Origin of the sequence: Herbiconiux sp. L3-i23 (assembly GCF_023734115.1) — a bacterium.
Taxonomy (GTDB): domain Bacteria; phylum Actinomycetota; class Actinomycetes; order Actinomycetales; family Microbacteriaceae; genus Naasia.
In genome coordinates, this window is record NZ_AP025737.1 from 1,812,847 (window position 1) to 1,829,768 (window position 16,922).

At 69.4% G+C, this 16,922-nt stretch carries 14 protein-coding genes and 1 tRNA gene; 10 read left to right on the forward strand and 5 right to left on the reverse strand.

Going from position 1 to position 16,922, the window contains the following annotated elements; genetic code table 11:
• Nucleotides 1-144 precede the first annotated feature (144 nt).
• Together NGH83_RS08550 and NGH83_RS08555 are read left to right on the forward strand one after the other, a co-directional pair.
• Nucleotides 145-1,062, forward strand: coding sequence for a PrsW family intramembrane metalloprotease (locus NGH83_RS08550; RefSeq protein ID WP_251855841.1), 918 nt, complete (start codon nt 145-147; stop codon nt 1,060-1,062).
• A gap of 655 nt (nt 1,063-1,717) precedes the next feature.
• Nucleotides 1,718-3,079, forward strand: coding sequence for an HNH endonuclease signature motif containing protein (locus NGH83_RS08555; RefSeq protein ID WP_251855842.1), 1,362 nt, complete (start codon nt 1,718-1,720; stop codon nt 3,077-3,079).
• 28 nt (nt 3,080-3,107) lie between these two features.
• Here the strand turns inward: NGH83_RS08555 and NGH83_RS08560 are convergent.
• Nucleotides 3,108-3,184, reverse strand: a tRNA-Val gene (locus NGH83_RS08560).
• A 112-nt stretch (nt 3,185-3,296) separates the two neighbouring features.
• Here NGH83_RS08560 and NGH83_RS08565 point away from each other — a divergent pair.
• Nucleotides 3,297-3,740 (forward strand): GIY-YIG nuclease family protein, encoded by a 444-nt coding sequence (locus NGH83_RS08565; RefSeq protein ID WP_251855843.1) that lies wholly within the window; start codon nt 3,297-3,299, stop codon nt 3,738-3,740.
• Between the two features lies 1 nt (nt 3,741).
• Here the strand turns inward: NGH83_RS08565 and NGH83_RS08570 are convergent, their stop codons facing one another.
• From NGH83_RS08570 to NGH83_RS08580, 3 genes are all read right to left on the reverse strand, one after another.
• Nucleotides 3,742-4,587, reverse strand: a complete 846-nt coding sequence (locus NGH83_RS08570; RefSeq protein ID WP_251855844.1) for an endonuclease domain-containing protein — start codon at nt 4,585-4,587, stop codon at nt 3,742-3,744.
• Nucleotides 4,588-4,697: 110 nt separating this feature from the next.
• Nucleotides 4,698-5,867, reverse strand: a complete 1,170-nt coding sequence (locus tag NGH83_RS08575) for an LPXTG cell wall anchor domain-containing protein (protein WP_251855845.1) — start codon at nt 5,865-5,867, stop codon at nt 4,698-4,700.
• Between the two features lie 172 nt (nt 5,868-6,039).
• Entirely contained in the window at nt 6,040-7,161 is a 1,122-nt protein-coding gene (locus NGH83_RS08580) for a glutamate--cysteine ligase (RefSeq protein WP_251855846.1), read from the reverse strand.
• A gap of 288 nt (nt 7,162-7,449) precedes the next feature.
• Between NGH83_RS08580 and aceE the strand changes: the two genes are divergently transcribed.
• On the forward strand, nt 7,450-10,176 hold the full coding sequence (aceE, locus tag NGH83_RS08585; protein ID WP_251855847.1) for a pyruvate dehydrogenase (acetyl-transferring), homodimeric type: 2,727 nt from the start codon (nt 7,450-7,452) through the stop codon (nt 10,174-10,176).
• Nucleotides 10,177-10,207: 31 nt separating this feature from the next.
• On the forward strand, nt 10,208-11,404 hold the full coding sequence (locus tag NGH83_RS08590) for a CdaR family transcriptional regulator (RefSeq protein WP_251855848.1): 1,197 nt from the start codon (nt 10,208-10,210) through the stop codon (nt 11,402-11,404).
• Between the two features lie 25 nt (nt 11,405-11,429).
• On the opposite strand, the gene NGH83_RS08595 is transcribed toward NGH83_RS08590, so the two are convergent.
• Nucleotides 11,430-12,197, reverse strand: a complete 768-nt coding sequence (locus NGH83_RS08595) for an SDR family oxidoreductase (protein ID WP_251855849.1) — start codon at nt 12,195-12,197, stop codon at nt 11,430-11,432.
• A gap of 133 nt (nt 12,198-12,330) precedes the next feature.
• Between NGH83_RS08595 and NGH83_RS08600 the strand changes: the two genes are divergently transcribed.
• The 5 genes from NGH83_RS08600 to NGH83_RS08620 all read left to right on the forward strand — a co-directional run bounded on the left by NGH83_RS08600 (nt 12,331) and on the right by NGH83_RS08620 (nt 16,648).
• Nucleotides 12,331-13,278 (forward strand): ACP S-malonyltransferase, encoded by a 948-nt coding sequence (locus tag NGH83_RS08600; protein WP_251855850.1) that lies wholly within the window; start codon nt 12,331-12,333, stop codon nt 13,276-13,278.
• Nucleotides 13,275-14,273, forward strand: coding sequence for a beta-ketoacyl-ACP synthase III (locus NGH83_RS08605; RefSeq protein ID WP_251855851.1), 999 nt, complete (start codon nt 13,275-13,277; stop codon nt 14,271-14,273). Before NGH83_RS08600 ends, NGH83_RS08605 begins: the two co-directional genes overlap by 4 nt.
• Nucleotides 14,274-14,360: 87 nt before the next feature.
• A complete protein-coding gene (locus NGH83_RS08610; protein WP_251855852.1) occupies nt 14,361-14,609 on the forward strand; it encodes an acyl carrier protein in 249 nt (82 codons plus the stop codon).
• Nucleotides 14,610-14,657: 48 nt separating this feature from the next.
• The gene (locus NGH83_RS08615; RefSeq protein WP_251855853.1) at nt 14,658-15,893 is read left to right on the forward strand and encodes a beta-ketoacyl synthase; all 1,236 of its coding nucleotides are present in this window, start codon (nt 14,658-14,660) and stop codon (nt 15,891-15,893) included.
• Between the two features lie 2 nt (nt 15,894-15,895).
• On the forward strand, nt 15,896-16,648 hold the full coding sequence (locus tag NGH83_RS08620) for a class I SAM-dependent methyltransferase (protein WP_251855854.1): 753 nt from the start codon (nt 15,896-15,898) through the stop codon (nt 16,646-16,648).
• Nucleotides 16,649-16,922 lie beyond the last annotated feature (274 nt).

Genomic DNA, 16,922 nt, shown 5'->3' on the forward strand with positions numbered 1-16,922 from the left:
CCAGAGCACCTGTCACCCGTTCGAGCGGGCCCTGTGTTGGGGGTCGCACCCCTACCTGGGAATTCGCCATGCTCGGAGGACGGTAGATCGCCGCTCGATCCGCGCGGGGGCGCGGACGGCGACACCAAGGGGGCAACCACCACTATGACCACGATCCTCGATCAGGACACCGCGCCGGCGACGCCGCCGGTCGCCCACGAGACTCGCGCCGAGCGTAAGCAGCGCTCGCACAACGGGCCGAAGCACAGCCACACCGCGCTCGTGCTCGGCCTCGGCTTCGCGCTGTGGCTGTTCGTCGGCTTCGTCACCATCCACCTGCTCCACAACACTGCGGCCGTGCCCGGTTGGATCATCATCGGCGCCGCGCTGGTGCCGTCGACTGTCGTCTGGAGCATGGCCCACCGCCTGACTGCGTCCGACAGCCTGACCGGCGCGAAGCTCGTGCAGACCGTCCTCATCGGCGGCGCCCTGTCCTTCTCGCTCGGTGCCACCCTCGATCAGCTGGTGGAACTCATCCCGCAGCCCGACTCGGCCGCAATGGGCAACGGCGTCATCGCCCTCGCTCTCGCCGGCTTCGTCGAAGAGTTCGCGAAGGGTGCGATCATCGTCGCGGTCGGCTGGAACGCCGTGAAGACCGCCCGTAACGGCCTCTTCATCGGCGGCTCGGTCGGCGCCGGATTCGCGATCCTCGAGACCGTCTCATACATCATCCGCAACTACGCGGGCGACAGCCCCGTCTACGCCGCCGCCCAGGTCACCGCCGAGCGCGGACTGCTCGCGCCGTTCATGCACATCCTCTGGAGCGCCCTTCTCGGCGCGGCGATCTTCGCCGCGGCGAAGAACCGCCGCTTCGGCTTCTCGGCCGGCCTGCTCGGCACCTACGTGCTCGTCTCGGTGCTACACGGCAGCTTCGACGGCGGCGGTTCGCTCATCTCGATCGCCGTGGGCGACACCGCGATCGGCGGCGTTCTCACCGTCCCGATCATGCTGATCGTGACCGTCATCGGCTTTTTCACCTGGCGCCACGTCGCGAGGAAGAACCGTGCGGTGGTCAACGCCTGACGCCAGCTGCGTTTGAACGAGAGGGGCACCCGGTCCACACGGACCGGGTGCCCCTCTCGTGTTGGTGCGCGAGCCCGCTCCGGGAGGACGCGTCGTTAGGACTCGCGCGCTATGCCGAGTCCCGTCATTTCGCGACGGGCCTGGCGGCCCTCCTCAGTGACCCGGTCGCTGAGCCGCCGCGCAGCGGCCCTGCGATGCGACCAGGTGGGCAGGTTGCGCTGAAGCTCTGGCGCCGGCGCCAAGTCCCGTCATTTCGCGACGGGCCTAGCGGCCCTCCTCAATGACCAGGAATCCCCGGTCGCTGAGCCGCCCCGCAGCGGCCCTAGCGACGCGACCAGTCGGCAGATTGCGGCTGAGCTTCGGCGCCGGTGCCGAGTCCCGTCATTTCGCGACGGGCCTGGCGGCCCTCCTCAATGACCAGTTCGCTGAGCCGCCGCGAAGCGGCCAGCGACGCGACCAGTGGGCAGGTTGCGCTGAAGCTCCGACCCTGTGCCGAGTCCCCTCATTTCGCGACGGGCCTGGCGGCCCTCCGGGGTGACCAGGCATTCCCGGTCGTTGAGCCGCCGCGCAGCGGCCCTGCGATGCGACTAGTGGGCAGGTTGCGGCCGGGTCCTGATGCCGGGGCAATGTCGGTGGTCACTGCTTCACTATCGGTATGTCGACCCCGCCGCTCCCCCCACTCGTGGCTGAGCGCTGGGACGACTTCGAAGAGTTCGACGACCTCGACACGACCTCCGACGAGGAGTCCCGGCAGCACCTGAACCGGCTCGCCGACCGGCTCCTCGACACCAAGCGAGCCGAGGCCGCGGCGGCCGCGGACCGGTACAAGGTCGTGGATCAGTTCCGCCGCGAATGGGAGTCCTCGTCCGCCTCGAAAGCGTCCCTGGCGGGGATGCGGGTGCGGGCGATGCGCGCCGAACTCGCCGCCGCCCTCGGCCTGTCCGAACGCACCATCGAATCGTTGGTCGGCCGGGCCCGAGCGTTGAACGACGACCTGCCCTCGACCCTGATCGCACTGCAGCGCGGAGAAGTCACGGATCGGCAGGTGCAGGTCATCGTCGACGAAGCCGCCGGACTCACCCCCGAAGAAACAGCCGTGTTCGAAGCCGCGATCCTCCCCGAAGCCACCCCCCTGTCCGGCCCGAAGTTCGCCCGGAAAGCCCGCACCCTGCGCGAACACCTCCGCGCCACCGACCTCACACAACGCCACGCGGCCGCGGCCGAGTTCCGCGACCTGAGCCTTGCCGGGCAACGCGACGGGATGGCCGACCTGCTCCTACACGCCCCCGCACAGCACTCGGTCGCGATCTACAACCGGGTCGATCAGATCGCCCGCACCCTCACCGACCCCGACGACACACGGATCCTCGCGCAGAAGCGCGCCGACGTGTTCATCGCCCTGCTCCTCGACCCGGGCGCGGTGTTCCCCTCCACCGACACCGACGCGGAAAAGGGGCCGCGGCAGGCGACCCTGCACCGGGGTGTCCGGCCGAACGTGAACGTCACTGTCCCGGCCCTGTCACTCCTCGGCAAATCGGATGAGCCCGCAAACCTCGAAGGCTACGGACCCATCTCGGTTGAGACCGCCCGGGAGCTGGCCGGGGCGGCGACCGGGTTCCACCGGATCCTCACCCACCCTGAAACCGGGGTGATCCTTTCCTTCGGCCGCGACAGGTACGAAGTCCCGACCGAGTTGAAGCGGTTCCTGCGGGCGCGGGATGAGACCTGCCGGTTCGTCGGCTGCAACCGGCCCGCCATCGCCACCGACATCGACCACACCGTCGCGTGGGAAGACGGCGGCGGCACCAACGTCTGGAACCTCGGTTGTCTGTGCAAAGGGCATCACCGGTTGAAACACAACACAGCCTGGGTGGTGAAACAGAAACCCGACGGCACCGGGGACTACACCTGGACCTCACCCCTCGGCCGCGACTACACCACCAAACCCGCCATCAGAATCGGCGCCGGCGTCATCACCCAAACCGCCTGGCTCGACAACGACCCACCACCGTTCTAGCCGGAGCGGTGACAGCAGTTCGCGGAAATGGTGGGCCCTGAGGGACTCGAACCCCCGACATCCACGGTGTAAACGTGGCGCTCTAACCAACTGAGCTAAGAGCCCGGAGATCACAGTGTAGAGGTCGGGACCCGCGCATCCCGACGGAGCTTTTCGTCCCCGGAGAGTGTCTCGACCCGCTGGCGCGAGTGTCGGGGGTGGCACGTTGAATGAGCACATGGCCGAACCGAGCAGCAACGCACTTGCGGCGCCGTGCTTCTTCTGCCGGGGCGAGCGCGGCGTGCGCGTCGACGGACGGCTGCGGTGCGCGACCTGCGACTGGAGGGTCGGCGACGTCATCGATCACGAGTTGCCGCCGCCCCGCGTCGACGTCGTCTACTACCTCCGCTACCGCGACCGGGTGAAGATCGGCACGACGGCGAACCCGCGGCAACGCTTCGCCGCCATCCGGTTCGACAGCCTGCTGGCGTTCGAGCTCGGTGATCGCCACCGGGAGCACGAGCGTCATCTCGAGTTCGCCGATGCGCGACTCGAACGCAGCGAATGGTTCGACCTCACTCCGACACTCGCCAAGCACATCGAGCGACTCCGCAGCGACGGCGACGACCCGTGGCTGGTGCACTTGCGGTGGACGAGCGCCGCGTATGCGGCCCAACTCTGACTCAGTGGCGCAGGTAGGCGTCGACCATCAGGTCGCCGCGGATCGCCCGCAGCTCGTCGAACAGACGGTCGAAGACCTTCTTGTTGAAGCCGTGCACCCTGATGTCGTGCGGACCGAGCTTCGGGAGGTGCCCGTCGCGGAGGCGCACCACCTCCCAGCCGACGGAGCGCAGCGCCCGGTCCTTGCGTTTGTCGGCCTCCTCCTTCTTGCCCACGTGCTCGAGTCCGTGCCGGCCGGTCGAGTCGTACTCGATCGCCACCCGCAGCTCTGGCAGCACGATGTCGGGCCACGCCTCGAGGTGCTCGAAGAAGGGCTTCACCAACCGCACCGCGTTGAGACCTTGCGTGTAGAGCAGCCGCTCACCGAGCCCGGCTCGCAGCTCGCCCTCGACGGCGGAGGCCGGCTTCGGGGCGCAGACGCTCGTGAACGGTTGCCCCGCCGGCAGTGACGGCGTCTTCGTGCACACCTGCACCGTCGGCCGCTCCCGCCCGGGGCGCACGACCGCGACCGGCCCTTCGAGGCCGTTGCGGATGACGGGTCGCGGGTTCGCGAGTTCGAGGCACTCGGGGCACCATGAGGAACGTCGGCGAACCCGCCCCGGCCGGTGCCGCTGCTCGTCGGGAGTGGCCACGAAGACGTGGCCCGCATCGCACAACCACGTCAGATAGACATCGGCGGCCGGCGGCACCTGGCTGAGCAGGATGCCACGGTTCATCTCGGGCCGGTACTGCAGGGCGAGCACCGGGAACGACGCCCACGCCTCCGCGTAGGTGCCCGGCTCGTACGGCACCTCGACGCCGCGCGAGAAGCGACGCCGCTCCCACCAGAGCTCGATCGGTTCGGGCATACCGGGACGGTACGCCGCACCGCCGACACCGCCCAGCGCATTCGGCGGTGAACAGCCCGGACAGCACGAAGGGGCGGAGCCTTTCGACTCCGCCCCTCGTTATCGCGCTATCAGGCGTGCGCGGCCTTGCGGCGGCGGACCGCCACGAGAGCGCCACCGAGCAGCAGAAGGGCCGCTCCACCCGCAAGCGGCAGGCCGAGGTCCGCACCGGTGCTCGCGAGAGCCGGCAGGATCTCGAACGCCACGGCGTCGACGGCACCCGAGGTCTGGCCGACGAAGACGAGCGTGTGAGTGCCCGACCCGATGAGCGACAGCATCTCCGGGGTCAGAGTGACCTGGACGACGTCGTTCACGACCGGGAACGTGCCGACCAGGCGAGGAGCCGAGTAGGCGTACACGTCGACGAACGAGTCACCGGCGAACCAGTCGATCGTCGCGGTGTAGCTCGACTCGGTCGACAGACCGGCGGCCGGCAGACCGGCCGACGCGGCGTCCTTCTTCACGACCGACTTCGAGGCGAGGAACTGGTCGACGAGCGACGAGTCCGCGACCGGGGCGGGCGCGGCGGGCAGCTGCGGGGCCGTCACCTCGATGGTCGAGTACCACGAGGTCTGGGTCTTCGCGTAGCCGTCGGCGCGAGCCGTGGCGGTGAAGGCCAGGTGCGAGCCGACCGTCTCCGCCGGCACCAGGAGGCTGGTCGTGTTCGCGCCGTCGATGGCGCTGCCGTAATTGCCGCCGCTGTAACCCCACTCGTAGGTCACCTCGGGGACGACGCTGGTAGTGCCGGTGAACGGAGCGACGGCGGCGGTGACCGTCTGGCCGAAGACCTGCTCGCCCGTGACCGTGATGGCGCCGCCATCGAGGTAGTAGGGGTAGAGGGCCTGGTTCGGCACGGTGACGTCGCTGGAAAGCTCGAGCACGTCGACGAACTCGTCGTCCGCCGGGTAGTCGGCGTCCTCGGATTCGAACTCGAGCTCGTAGTCGAGGCCTGCCTCGACACCGGTGAACGCGTATCCGCCGCCCGTCTGCGAGGAGGTGTAGACCTCGTCGACGACCTCTTCGGCATCCGCATCCCACAGGGTGACGAGGATGTCGTCGGAGGCGCGCAGCGAGTCGGTCGAGCCGTCCTCCCACGCGAATCCGGCGACACCGCTGATGGTGAAGACATCGAGCGGCGCGGCGACCGCCGGCCCTGCGACGAGCGCACCGCCGAAGGCGACGGTGCAGCCGAGAACGACGGCGGATGCGCGGGTGAATGATTTGCGGACGGGGCTGATCATGTGTACCTCGGTTTCGTAGCGACTTGATTCTTCGGTGCATACCGAGGTGAGCGAATGTCGGCTTCAATGCCGGCATTGGAATGCATCCCCCGATGAGAAAGACGCTATCGGCGGCTATGAATCGGCTGCTAGAGACGCACCACCGAGAAACACCTATTTCTCGGGCCTTCTACTACTGAGCAGTGGCGTAATCCGCCGATCCGACGGTCAATCCGACCGCGGACTCGACCATCGCCGCCATCGACCCGAGCTCCGCCACGAGGAGCCGCTGCACGTCGGCACCGCTGCCGCGACCGAGGATTCGAGTGACCCCTTTCGCGATGAATGCTGCATCCGACATGGATAGGGACGGGCGCACGTAGGCATAGAGCGCCGCGACCGCTTCGTCGGCCCGACACGGGGTCGCCGTCGACGGGTGCAGCAGCGATCCGCCGACCCCGCTGAGGGCGGCACGCCAGGCGGCGAGTCGGATGAGCGGAGTGGGAGTGATGGATGCGGGCCGCCCCTCCCGCCAATCGCGTGAGGCCTGCTCGACCAGTCCCCGACACAGTCCGGCGAGCACCGCAGCGTCCTCGACGAGCAGGCACATGTCGGCCACCCGGATCTCGACCGTCGGGTGCGCACGAGACAGTCGTGCATCGAAGTAGAGCATTCCGCTGTCGAGCAGGGTGCCCGTCGCCAGCACTCGTCGCTCGTGCTCGTCGTAGGCGGCGACCGAGCCGAACACGTCGTTCGGACCCGAGCACGGCCACGCTCGCCACAGCATCGTGCGGTAGCTCGCGTACCCGGTGTCGACGCCGCCGTCGAACGGAGAATCGGCGCTCAGGGCGATGAGCACGGGAAGCCAGTCGCGGATCCGGTCGAGCACCGCGACGCCTTCCTCCCGCGACTCGATCGCCACGTGCGTGTGCAGGCCGCAGGCGAGGCTGAACCTCGTGGTGCTGCCGTAGGTGTCCATCATCGTGTGGTAGCGCGGCGACACCGTCGCATGCGGCCGGTAGGGCATCGGCGACGTCGATGCCGCCAGGATGCGAGCCCCCACGAGTCGCGCTCCCGCGTCGGCCTGCGCGCGCCCCTCGCGCAGCTGACCGAGCAGCGCCGCCAGTTCGCGGTGAGGAGCGCTGATCACCTCGATCATCTCCTGCTGCATCTCCGCCTCGACAGTGAGATCTCCGGAGTCCTGCTGACGCAGCTGCGAGCGGAACGTGGACAGCATGGCGGGCGCGACCGGCACCGGCGCCCATGTCGTCGCGTCGACGAGCAGCAGCTCCTCCTCCACACCGAGGGTTCGCATGGGGCCAGTATCGAGCGGCGCAGGCCCGGGCGAAGCGGGGTTGACACCGACGACGAACCGCCTCAGGCGGGGTCGGCGCCCTCCCGCATCACTCGTCGGGCACCGCCCCTGCGGCGCTCCACGACATGCCGACGAGAGACTAGGCTCATCTATCGGCCGAGAGTCCTGTCGCAACCCGACAACGACGGCCACCGGGCGCGCCGGATCACGGCACGGACGGACGATTTGGATCTCGACCCGCAGACCACAGGCAGCGGGCAGGGCCACCACCTCGAAGAAAGGTCGCAGTTGACTGTCAACGACCAGGATCCGTATTCGGTCGAACACACCGATCTCGATCCCGAAGAGACCGCTGAGTGGAACGAATCACTCTCCGCCCTCGTCGCGACCCACGGCCCCGAGCGTGGTCGGGAGATCATGCTCAGCCTGCTGAAGCGCTCGAAGGAGCTCCAGCTCGGCGTCCCGATGGTCCCGACCACCGACTACATCAACACCATCGCCCCCTCCGATGAGGCGCAGTTCCCCGGCGACGAGGCCATCGAGCGCCAGTACCGCGCCTGGCTGCGCTGGAACGCCGCGATCATGGTGCACCGCGCTCAGCGTCCGGGCATCGCGGTCGGCGGCCACATCTCCACCTATGCCTCCTCGGCGACGCTGTACGAGGTCGGCTACAACCACTTCTGGCGCGCCAAGGAGCACGAGTCCGGCGGCGACCAGGTCTTCTTCCAGGGCCACGCCTCCCCCGGCATGTACTCGCGCGCCTTCCTCGAAGGCCGTCTCGACGAGCACCAGATGGACGGCTTCCGTCAGGAGAAGTCGCACGCGGGCGGCGGACTCTCGTCGTATCCGCACCCGCGGCTCATGCCGAACTTCTGGCAGTTCCCCACCGTGTCGATGGGTCTCGGCCCGATCAACGCGATCTATCAGGCGCAGCTCAACAAGTACCTGACCAACCGCGGCATCAAGGACGCGTCGCAGCAGCACGTGTGGGCGTTCCTCGGCGACGGCGAGATGGACGAGGTCGAGAGCCGCGGCCAGCTCCAGGTCGCCGCGAACGAGGGGCTCGACAACCTCACCTTCGTCATCAACGCGAACCTGCAGCGCCTCGACGGCCCGGTGCGCGGCAACGGCAAGATCATCCAGGAGCTCGAGAGCTTCTTCCGCGGCGCCGGCTGGAACGTCATCAAGGTCGTCTGGGGCCGCGAGTGGGACGACCTGCTCGCCCGCGACACCGAGGGCGCGCTCGTCGACCTGATGAACCGCACCCCCGACGGGGACTACCAGACCTACAAGACCGAAGACGGCGCCTACGTGCGCGAGAACTTCTTCGGCCGCGACCCGCGCGCGCTCGAGCTGGTCAAGGACTACACCGACGACCAGGTGTGGGCCCTCAAGCGCGGTGGCCACGACTACCGCAAGGTCTACGCCGCGTACAAGGCGGCGACCGAGCACAAGGGCAAGCCGACCGTCATCATCGCGAAGACGATCAAGGGCTACGGGCTCGGCAAGAGCTTCGAGGGCCGCAACGCGACCCACCAGATGAAGAAGCTCACCCTGAACGACCTCAAGCAGTTCCGCGACGAGATGCGCATCCCGATCTCCGACCAGGTGCTCGAAGAGAACCCGTACCTGCCGCCGTACTATCACCCGGGTCAGGACGACGAGGCGATCCAGTACCTGCAGGAACGTCGCCGCGAGCTCGGCGGGTTTCTGCCGAAGCGCAGCGCAGAGCACACCGCCATCTCGATCCCCGAGGACTCGGCGTACGCGATCGCGAAGAAGGGCTCCGGCCAGCAGCCGGTCGCCACGACCATGGCGTTCGTCCGGGTGCTGAAGGACCTGATGCGTCAGAAGGACTTCGGCAACCGCATCGTCCCCGTCATCCCCGACGAAGCCCGCACCTTCGGCATGGACGCGTTCTTCCCGAACGCGAAGATCTACAACCCGTTCGGCCAGCACTACACGTCGGTCGACCGCGAACTGCTGCTCGCCTACAAGGAGAGCCCGCAGGGTCAGATCGTGCACGTCGGCATCAACGAGGCCGGCGCCCTCGCCGCGTTCACCGCGCTCGGCACCTCGTACTCGACGCAGGGCGAGCCGCTCATCCCGGTCTACGTCTTCTACTCGATGTTCGGCTTCCAGCGCACCGGCGACGCCCTCTGGGCGGCGGGCGACCAGATGGCGCGCGGATTCCTGATCGGCGCCACCGCCGGCCGCACCACCCTCACGGGTGAGGGCCTGCAACACGCCGACGGCCACTCGCTGGTCCTCGCGAGCACCAACCCGGCGGTCGTCGCGTACGACCCGGCGTACGGATACGAGATCGGCCACATCATGAAGGCCGGCATCGACCGCATGTATGGCGGTCAGCACCCGGATCCGAACGTCATGTATTACCTGACGGTCTACAACGAGCCGATGCCGCAGCCTGCGGAGCCCGAGGGACTCGACATCGAGGGCGTGCTGAAGGGCATCTACCAGCTCAAGAAGTCCGAGCAGCAGGGGCCGAAGGCCCAGATCCTCGCCTCCGGAGTCTCGGTGCCGTGGGCCCTCGAAGCGCAGGAGCTGCTGGCGAACGACTGGGGCGTCTCGGCCGATGTGTGGAGCGTCACCTCGTGGGGCGAGCTGCGCCGCGACGGCCTCGAGGCCGAGAGCCACAACTTCCTGAACCCGGATGCCGCCCCCCGCGCCGCGTACCTCACCTCGAAGCTCGCGCACACCGACGGCCCCGTCGTCGCCGTCACCGACTACTCGCACTCGGTCCCCGACATGGTGCGCCAGTTCGTGCCCGGCGACTACGCGACCCTCGGTGCCGACGACTTCGGTTTCAGCGACACCCGCGCCGCCGCGCGCCGGTTCTTCAAGATCGACGGCCCCTCGGTCGTCGTGCGCACGCTCGAGATGCTCGCCCGCCGCGGCGAGGTCGACCGTTCGCTCGCCGCTCAGGCGATCGAGAAGTACCGCCTGTACGACGTGAACGCGGGAACCACCGGCAGCGCCGGCGGCGAGAGCTGACACCCGAGCACCGCACGACGACGACGAGCTAGTGGCACGCACGAAACCCGAGACCCTCGCGTGGTTGCGCACGGTTTCGGGCGAGCTCGCGACCGCGACGCTGAAGCGACTCGAGGAGACGCTGCCCTGGTACGGCGACATGCCGCCGGGGCGGCGCTCCGCGGTCGGCCTCGTCGCCCAGGCCGGCATCACGTCGTTCATCAGTTGGTACGACGACCCGCGGGCGACTCCGTGGATCGCGGCCGACGTCTTCGGCGCCGCTCCCCGTGAGCTGCTCCGCTCGGTCAGCCTGCAGCAGACGCTGCAGCTGATCCGGGTTGTCGTCGAGGTCGTCGAGGAGCGGGTGAAGGACGGCGGCGACGGCCTCCGCGACGCGATCCTGCTCTACTCGCGCGAGATCGCGTTCGCCGCTGCCGACGTCTACGCGCGCGCCGCCGAGGCGCGAGGACTCTGGGACGCGCGGCTCGAAGCCCTCGTCGTCGACTCGATCCTCTCTGGCGAGGCCGACGACGAGCTGCCGAGCCGCATCGCCGCCCTCGGCTGGCACGGGCACGGCGAAGTCTGCGTGCTCGTCGGGACGACGCCGAAGATGCTCGACGTCGACCAGCTGCGCCGCACCGCCCGGCACGTGCAGGCCGACGTGCTGATCGGCGTGCAGGGCACCCGCCTCGTGCTCGTCATCGGGCGGGCCGAGCCGTTGCAGCCCGAGACCGACGAGCCGAAGACGGGCCCGCGGCAGATGAGTTTCCTCGAGATCGCCGAGCGACTCGAGCCCGACTTCGGACCCGGCCACCTGGTGCTCGGACACGAGGTGCCCGACCTGGTGCAGGCGTCGCGCAGTGCGCGGGCCGCTCTCGCCGGCTTCGCCGTCGCCCGAGCGTGGCGCAACGCGCCGCGCCCGGTGCTCGCCGACGACCTGCTGCCCGAGCGCGCGCTCGCGGGCGATCCGCTGGCGCGGGCGACGCTGATCAGCCGTGTCTACCGGCCGCTCGCCGACCACTCCTCCGAGCTGCTCACCACTCTCTGGTGCTATCTCGACAACGGCCGCTCCCTCGAAGCGACCGCGCGCGAGCTGTTCGTGCACCCGAACACGGTGCGCTACCGCCTGAAGCGGATCTCCGAAGTGATCGGCTACGACGCAACGGGTGCCCGCGAGGCCGTCATCCTGCAGTCGGCCCTGATCCTCGGCGCGATCGCGGAACCGACGCCCGGGCCGAAGCGGCGCTGAGCACCGCCGGAACGGCCCCGTCCGGTCAGTAGTTGACGTTGCTCGTCGGGGTGATGACCAGCTCGTTCACGCACACCCGCGGCGGAAGCGCCGCCACGAAGTCGACAGCCGCGCCGATGTCGTCGGCGGTCAGCATCAACTCCATCGCCTCCTCGGTGGGCACCACCGGCCGGGTGTAGAGGATGTCGGTGCGCACCTCGCCCGGGCAGAAATGGGTGGCGCGGATGCCGTTTCCCCGCTCCTCCGCGTTCACCGTCTCGGCCAGCACGCCGAGCGCCGTCTTGCTCGCGGAGTACGCGGCGCCGGCGCCCGGTGAATACCGCCACGCCGCCCACGACGAGACGAGGATCACCAGTCCCCCGCCGCGCCTGCGCATGCCCGGGAGCACGCTCTGCACGGCGCGCACCGCGCCGGTCAGGTTCACGTCGACGACCGAGGCGAACTCGGCGGGGGCGAGGTCCTGCCAGAAGCGCGATCGCACGTTGGTGCCGGCCGAGAAGACGAGGGTGTCGACCTCTCCGTACTCGTCGACGATGCTCCGCACGGCCGCTGCGACGGACGCGTCGTCCGCCACGTCGACGACCGCGATGGAGGCCGACCCTCCCTCGGCACGGATGCTCGCGGCCGACGACTCGAGGACGTCGGTGCGGCGTCCGGAGAGGACGACGTGCGCACCCTGGCGGGCGAGCGCCCGTGCCGCCCCGAGCCCGATCCCCGTGCCACCGCCGATCACCCACGCCACGTTCTGCGGTACAGGATCGAGATCGGAGACTGAAGAGGCGCCGGCGGTCATCCCTCGACCCTGCCACGAGTCGCTCGCGCCGGACATGGGGATCGACGCCGTGTGGGCGACACCTCCAAAGGTTTCCGCGATTGTTGGTGCCCATCTCACCGCCGATGACACCGAGGCTTGGCAGGATGGACTGGTGATCGTCGTCGTCGCGCCCGGACAGGGCTCTCAGACCCCCGGGTTCCTCACCCCCTGGCTCGAACAGCCCCGTCTGCGCGAGAAGCTCGAGCAGCTCTCCGACGCCGCCGCGATCGATCTCGTCGCGCACGGCACCGTGTCGGATGCGGACACCATCCGCGACACCGGCGTCGCGCAGCCGCTGATCGTCGCGGCCGGCCTGCTGACTCTCTCAGCACTGTTCGACCCCACCGACGACGAGCACGCGGTCGCGCCGAGCGGCGTCGCCGGTCACTCCGTCGGCGAGATCACCGCCGCCGCCGCGGCGGGCATCCTCGGCGAGGTCGACGCCATGCGGCTCGTCGCCACTCGCGGTCGCGCCATGGCCGACGCCGCCTCCGCCGCCGAGACCGGCATGAGCGCCGTCATCGGGGGCGACGAGACGCAGCTGCTCGCCCGCCTCGACGAACTCGGACTGCACCCCGCCAACTACAACGGCGGCGGTCAGATCGTCGTCGCCGGCCCCCGCGACGCTCTCGCCGCTCTGGCCGAGACCCCGGTCGCCGGCACGCGCGTCATCCCGCTCCAGGTCGCGGGTGCATTCCACACGCCCTACATGGCGAGCGCGGTCGAGACCGTCCGCGACTTCGCCTCGACGCTCGCACCGACCAACCCGCAGCTGCGCATCTGGTCGAACCGCGACGGCGGCGAGGTGACCTCGGGCACCGAGTTCCTGAACCTGCTCGTCGGCCAGATCTCCTCGCCCGTCCGCTGGGATCTCACCATGACCTCGTTCGCGTCTGCCGGGATCACGGGTATCGTCGAGCTCGCCCCCGCCGGCGCCCTGGTCGGACTCGCCAAGCGCGGCCTCAAGGGGGTCCCGACCGTCGCGGTGAAGACCCCCGACGACATCCAGGCCGCTCGCGACCTGCTCGCCACCAGCAACGACACCGCAGGAGATGCATGAGCTCGCTCAAGCAGGCCGAAGGCCCGCGTCACACCCGGATCCTCGGCCTCGGAGCCGCTCGCGGCGACCTCGTCGTCCCCAATGACGACCTCGTCGGACCGATCGACTCGTCGGACGAGTGGATCCGCCAGCGCACCGGCATCGTGACCCGCACCCGCGCGTCCCACGACATCCTCGCCGTCGATCTCGCCAGCGACGCCGCGAAGGAGGCCATCGAGGCCTCCGGCGTCCCCGCCGACCAGATCGACCTCGTGCTCGTCGCGACGATCAGCAACGTGCAGCAGACGCCGTCGATCGCCGCCGTCGTCGCCGACCGGGTCGGGGCGAACCCCGCACCGGCGTACGACCTGAATGCCGCGTGCGCCGGGTACACCTACGCCATCGCGCAGGCCGACGCCCTCATCCGGGCCGGCGCCGCGCACTATGCGCTCGTCATCGGCGCCGAGAAGCTGTCGGACGTCGTCGACCCCACCGACCGGAGCATCTCCTTCCTTCTCGGCGACGGCGCCGGTGCCGCGGTCATCGGACCGAGCGAGACCCCCGGGATCTCGACCACCGTCTGGGGATCCGACGGGTCGAAGGCCGACGCCGTCGGCATGAACGCGACCCTCACCGACTTCCGCGATGGCGACGCCGCCTGGCCGACCCTTCGTCAAGAGGGCCAGACCGTCTTCCGCTGGGCGGTGTGGGAGATGGCGAAGGTCGCTCAGAAGGCCCTCGACGAAGCCGGTATCACCGTCGACGACCTCGCCGCGTTCGTGCCGCACCAGGCCAACATGCGCATCGTCGACGAGTTCGCGAAGCAGCTGAAGCTGCCCGAGACGGTCGTCATCGCCCGAGACATCCAGACCACCGGCAACACCTCCGCCGCGTCGATCCCCCTCGCCACCCACCGACTGCTCAGCGAACACCCCGAACTCTCGGGCGGGCTCGCGCTGCAGATCGGCTTCGGCGCAGGGCTCGTCTACGGCGCCCAGGTCGTCGTCCTCCCCTGACTCGCGCCGGGCTCCCGAGCCCGTCCGCGAGCGTTAGCTAGGCTCGAATCCGCGTTCCGCACCACCCCGATCAAGGAGAACCAAGAAATGGCTCAGTCCACCGAAGAAGTACTCGCAGGCCTCGCTGAGCTCGTCAGCGACGAGACCGGCATCGCGACCGACACCGTCGAGCTCGACAAGTCGTTCACCGACGACCTCGACATCGACTCGATCTCGATGATGACGATCGTCGTCAACGCCGAAGAGAAGTTCGACGTCAAGATCCCCGACGAAGAGGTCAAGAACCTGAAGACCGTCGGCGACGCCGTCAGCTTCATCGTCAAGGCGCAGGGCTGAGTTCCTAGCGAACCGAGACCCCGAACAACACTGCACAGGAGCCCCTCCATGCCCAAGAAGATCGTCGTCACCGGCCTCGGCGCCACCACCCCGCTCGGTGGGACCGCCCGCGACTCGTGGAACGCTCTGCTCGCCGGTGAGTCCGGCGCGAGCACGATCGAGGAGGAGTGGGTTTCCGCGCTCGAGCTGCCGGTGACCTTCGCCGCCCAGGCGAAGGTCCCGGCCAGCGAGCAGCTGGAGCGGATCGAGGCGAAGCGTCTCGACCCGGGCAGCCAGTTCGCGCTCATCGCCGCCCGTGAGGCGTGGAGCGACGCCGGGCTCGAGGACGTCGTGCCCGAGCGTTTCGGCATCGACTGGGCTACCGGAATCGGCGGGGTCTGGACCCTGCTCGACGCGTGGGACACCCTGCGCGAACGCGGGCCGCGCCGCGTGCTGCCGATGACAGTGCCGATGCTGATGCCGAACGCGCCCGCAGCGGCGATCGAGATGGCTCTCGGCGCGCGCGGCGGCGCCCGCACCGTCGTCTCGGCCTGCGCGTCGAGCACCGAGTCGATCGCCAACGCCTACGAGCACCTGCAGGCGGGCCTCGTCGACGTGGTCGTGGCCGGTGGTTCCGAGGCGGCGATCCACCCGCTGCCGCTCGCGTCGTTCGCGTCGATGCAGGCGCTGTCGAAGCGCAACGACGACCCCCAGCATGCCTCGCGTCCCTACGACGCGACCCGCGACGGCTTCGTGCTCGGTGAGGGCGGTGCCGCCATCGTCCTCGAGACCGAGGAGCACGCCCTCGCTCGCGGCGCCCGTATCTACGCCGCGGTCGTCGGTGGCGCTGTCACCAGCGACGCCTACCACATCACCGCCCCCGACCCCGAGGGGTCGGCCGCGGCCCGCGCGATGATCGCCGCCATCGAAGGCGCCGGCTACAGCCGCGCCGACGTGGCGCACATCAACGCGCACGCGACCAGCACGCCCGTCGGCGACATCGCCGAGTACAACGCGCTGAAGCACGTCTTCGGCGACGGGCTCGCCGGCATCCCGGTCACCGCCACCAAGGCGTCGACCGGCCATCTGCTCGGCGGCGCGGGCGGTATCGAGGCGATCTTCACGATCCTTGCGCTCAACGAGCGCGTCGCACCTCCGACGATCAACCTCACCGAGCAGGATCCGGCGATCGATCTCGACATCGTCACCTCGCCGCGTCCGCTCGGCGACGGCGACCTGTTCGCGATCAGCAACTCCTTCGGCTTCGGCGGCCACAACGCCGTCGCCGCGTTCAAGACCTACTGAGCATGGCGGGCGGCGACGACGACCCCTGGTCGTCGATCGCCGCCGCCTGGTCCGGTCTGTGGGGTCGCCTTGCCGACCCGGTGCGGTCTGTGCTGATCGACGCGGCCGGGGTAGGAACCGGTAGCCAGGTGCTCGATGTGGGGTGCGGCAGTGGCGAGTTCGTCGCCCTCCTCGACTCCGTCGGTGCTCGAGCGGTCGGAGTCGATCCGTCGCCGGCGATGCTCGCGCTCGCCCGTGAGGCGGCGCCGGATGCGGAGTTCCGGCTCGGGTCGTTCGAGGACCTGCGCTGGGCCGACGGTGCGTTCGATGTGGTCGTCGCCGTCAACGCGCTGCAGTTCGCCGAGGACGCAGACGATGCTGTGGTGGCGATGACCCGTGCGCTCCGGACGGGCGGGCGGGTTGCGATCGCGCAGTGGGCCCACGGGCCGCACAGCGACATCGATGCGCTCGAAGCGGCCATCGCGGAGTACGACGGGGAAGATCCGCCTGACGACGAGCAGGCGCCCTCGGACGGCGGGTTGGTGGCGCTGCTCGAGGACGCGGGGCTCGTGACGTCGGGTGCGGGCGTGACGCCCATCGGGTTCGATGTGCCGGACGCCGACACCCTGCTGCGGATGCTCCTGCTCGGCGAGGACTCGAAGCGGCGCGAAGAAGTCCGGGCGACGGTCCTCGATGCGGCGTCGACCCTCCGCCGTCCCGACGGCACCTACCACCTCAAGACCACCATGCGCTGGGCCGTCGCCGCCGTCGACTGAGGAGGCCGCCCCCACGGCCGTCGCGATGCGACACCACAATGCGAGACTCCCCACTGGTCGCTGAGGAGGCCGCCCGCGGCCGTCGCGATGCGACACCACCTCCCAGGTGTGCCACACCGGCGAACCGGCAACACCCGTCATCTCGCGACGGCCGTAGACGGCCTCCTCAATGACCAGGAATGCGAGGCTCCCCACTGGTCGCTGAGGAGGCCGCCCGCGGCCGTCGCGATGCGACACCACCTCCCGGGTGTGCCACACCGGCGAACCGGAAACC

Bases quoted from the DNA above. Each gene is read 5' to 3' on its own strand.
- NGH83_RS08550 (WP_251855841.1), top strand. From the start codon at position 145: ATGACCACGATCCTCGATCAGGACACCGCGCCGGCGACGCCGCCGGTC.
- NGH83_RS08555 (WP_251855842.1), top strand. From the start codon at position 1,718: ATGTCGACCCCGCCGCTCCCCCCACTCGTGGCTGAGCGCTGGGACGAC.
- NGH83_RS08565 (WP_251855843.1), top strand. From the start codon at position 3,297: ATGGCCGAACCGAGCAGCAACGCACTTGCGGCGCCGTGCTTCTTCTGC.
- NGH83_RS08570 (WP_251855844.1), bottom strand. From the start codon at position 4,587: ATGCCCGAACCGATCGAGCTCTGGTGGGAGCGGCGTCGCTTCTCGCGC.
- NGH83_RS08575 (WP_251855845.1), bottom strand. From the start codon at position 5,867: ATGATCAGCCCCGTCCGCAAATCATTCACCCGCGCATCCGCCGTCGTT.
- NGH83_RS08580 (WP_251855846.1), bottom strand. From the start codon at position 7,161: ATGCGAACCCTCGGTGTGGAGGAGGAGCTGCTGCTCGTCGACGCGACG.
- NGH83_RS08595 (WP_251855849.1), bottom strand. From the start codon at position 12,197: ATGACCGCCGGCGCCTCTTCAGTCTCCGATCTCGATCCTGTACCGCAG.
- NGH83_RS08605 (WP_251855851.1), top strand. From the start codon at position 13,275: ATGAGCTCGCTCAAGCAGGCCGAAGGCCCGCGTCACACCCGGATCCTC.
- NGH83_RS08610 (WP_251855852.1), top strand. From the start codon at position 14,361: ATGGCTCAGTCCACCGAAGAAGTACTCGCAGGCCTCGCTGAGCTCGTC.
- NGH83_RS08615 (WP_251855853.1), top strand. From the start codon at position 14,658: ATGCCCAAGAAGATCGTCGTCACCGGCCTCGGCGCCACCACCCCGCTC.
- NGH83_RS08620 (WP_251855854.1), top strand. From the start codon at position 15,896: ATGGCGGGCGGCGACGACGACCCCTGGTCGTCGATCGCCGCCGCCTGG.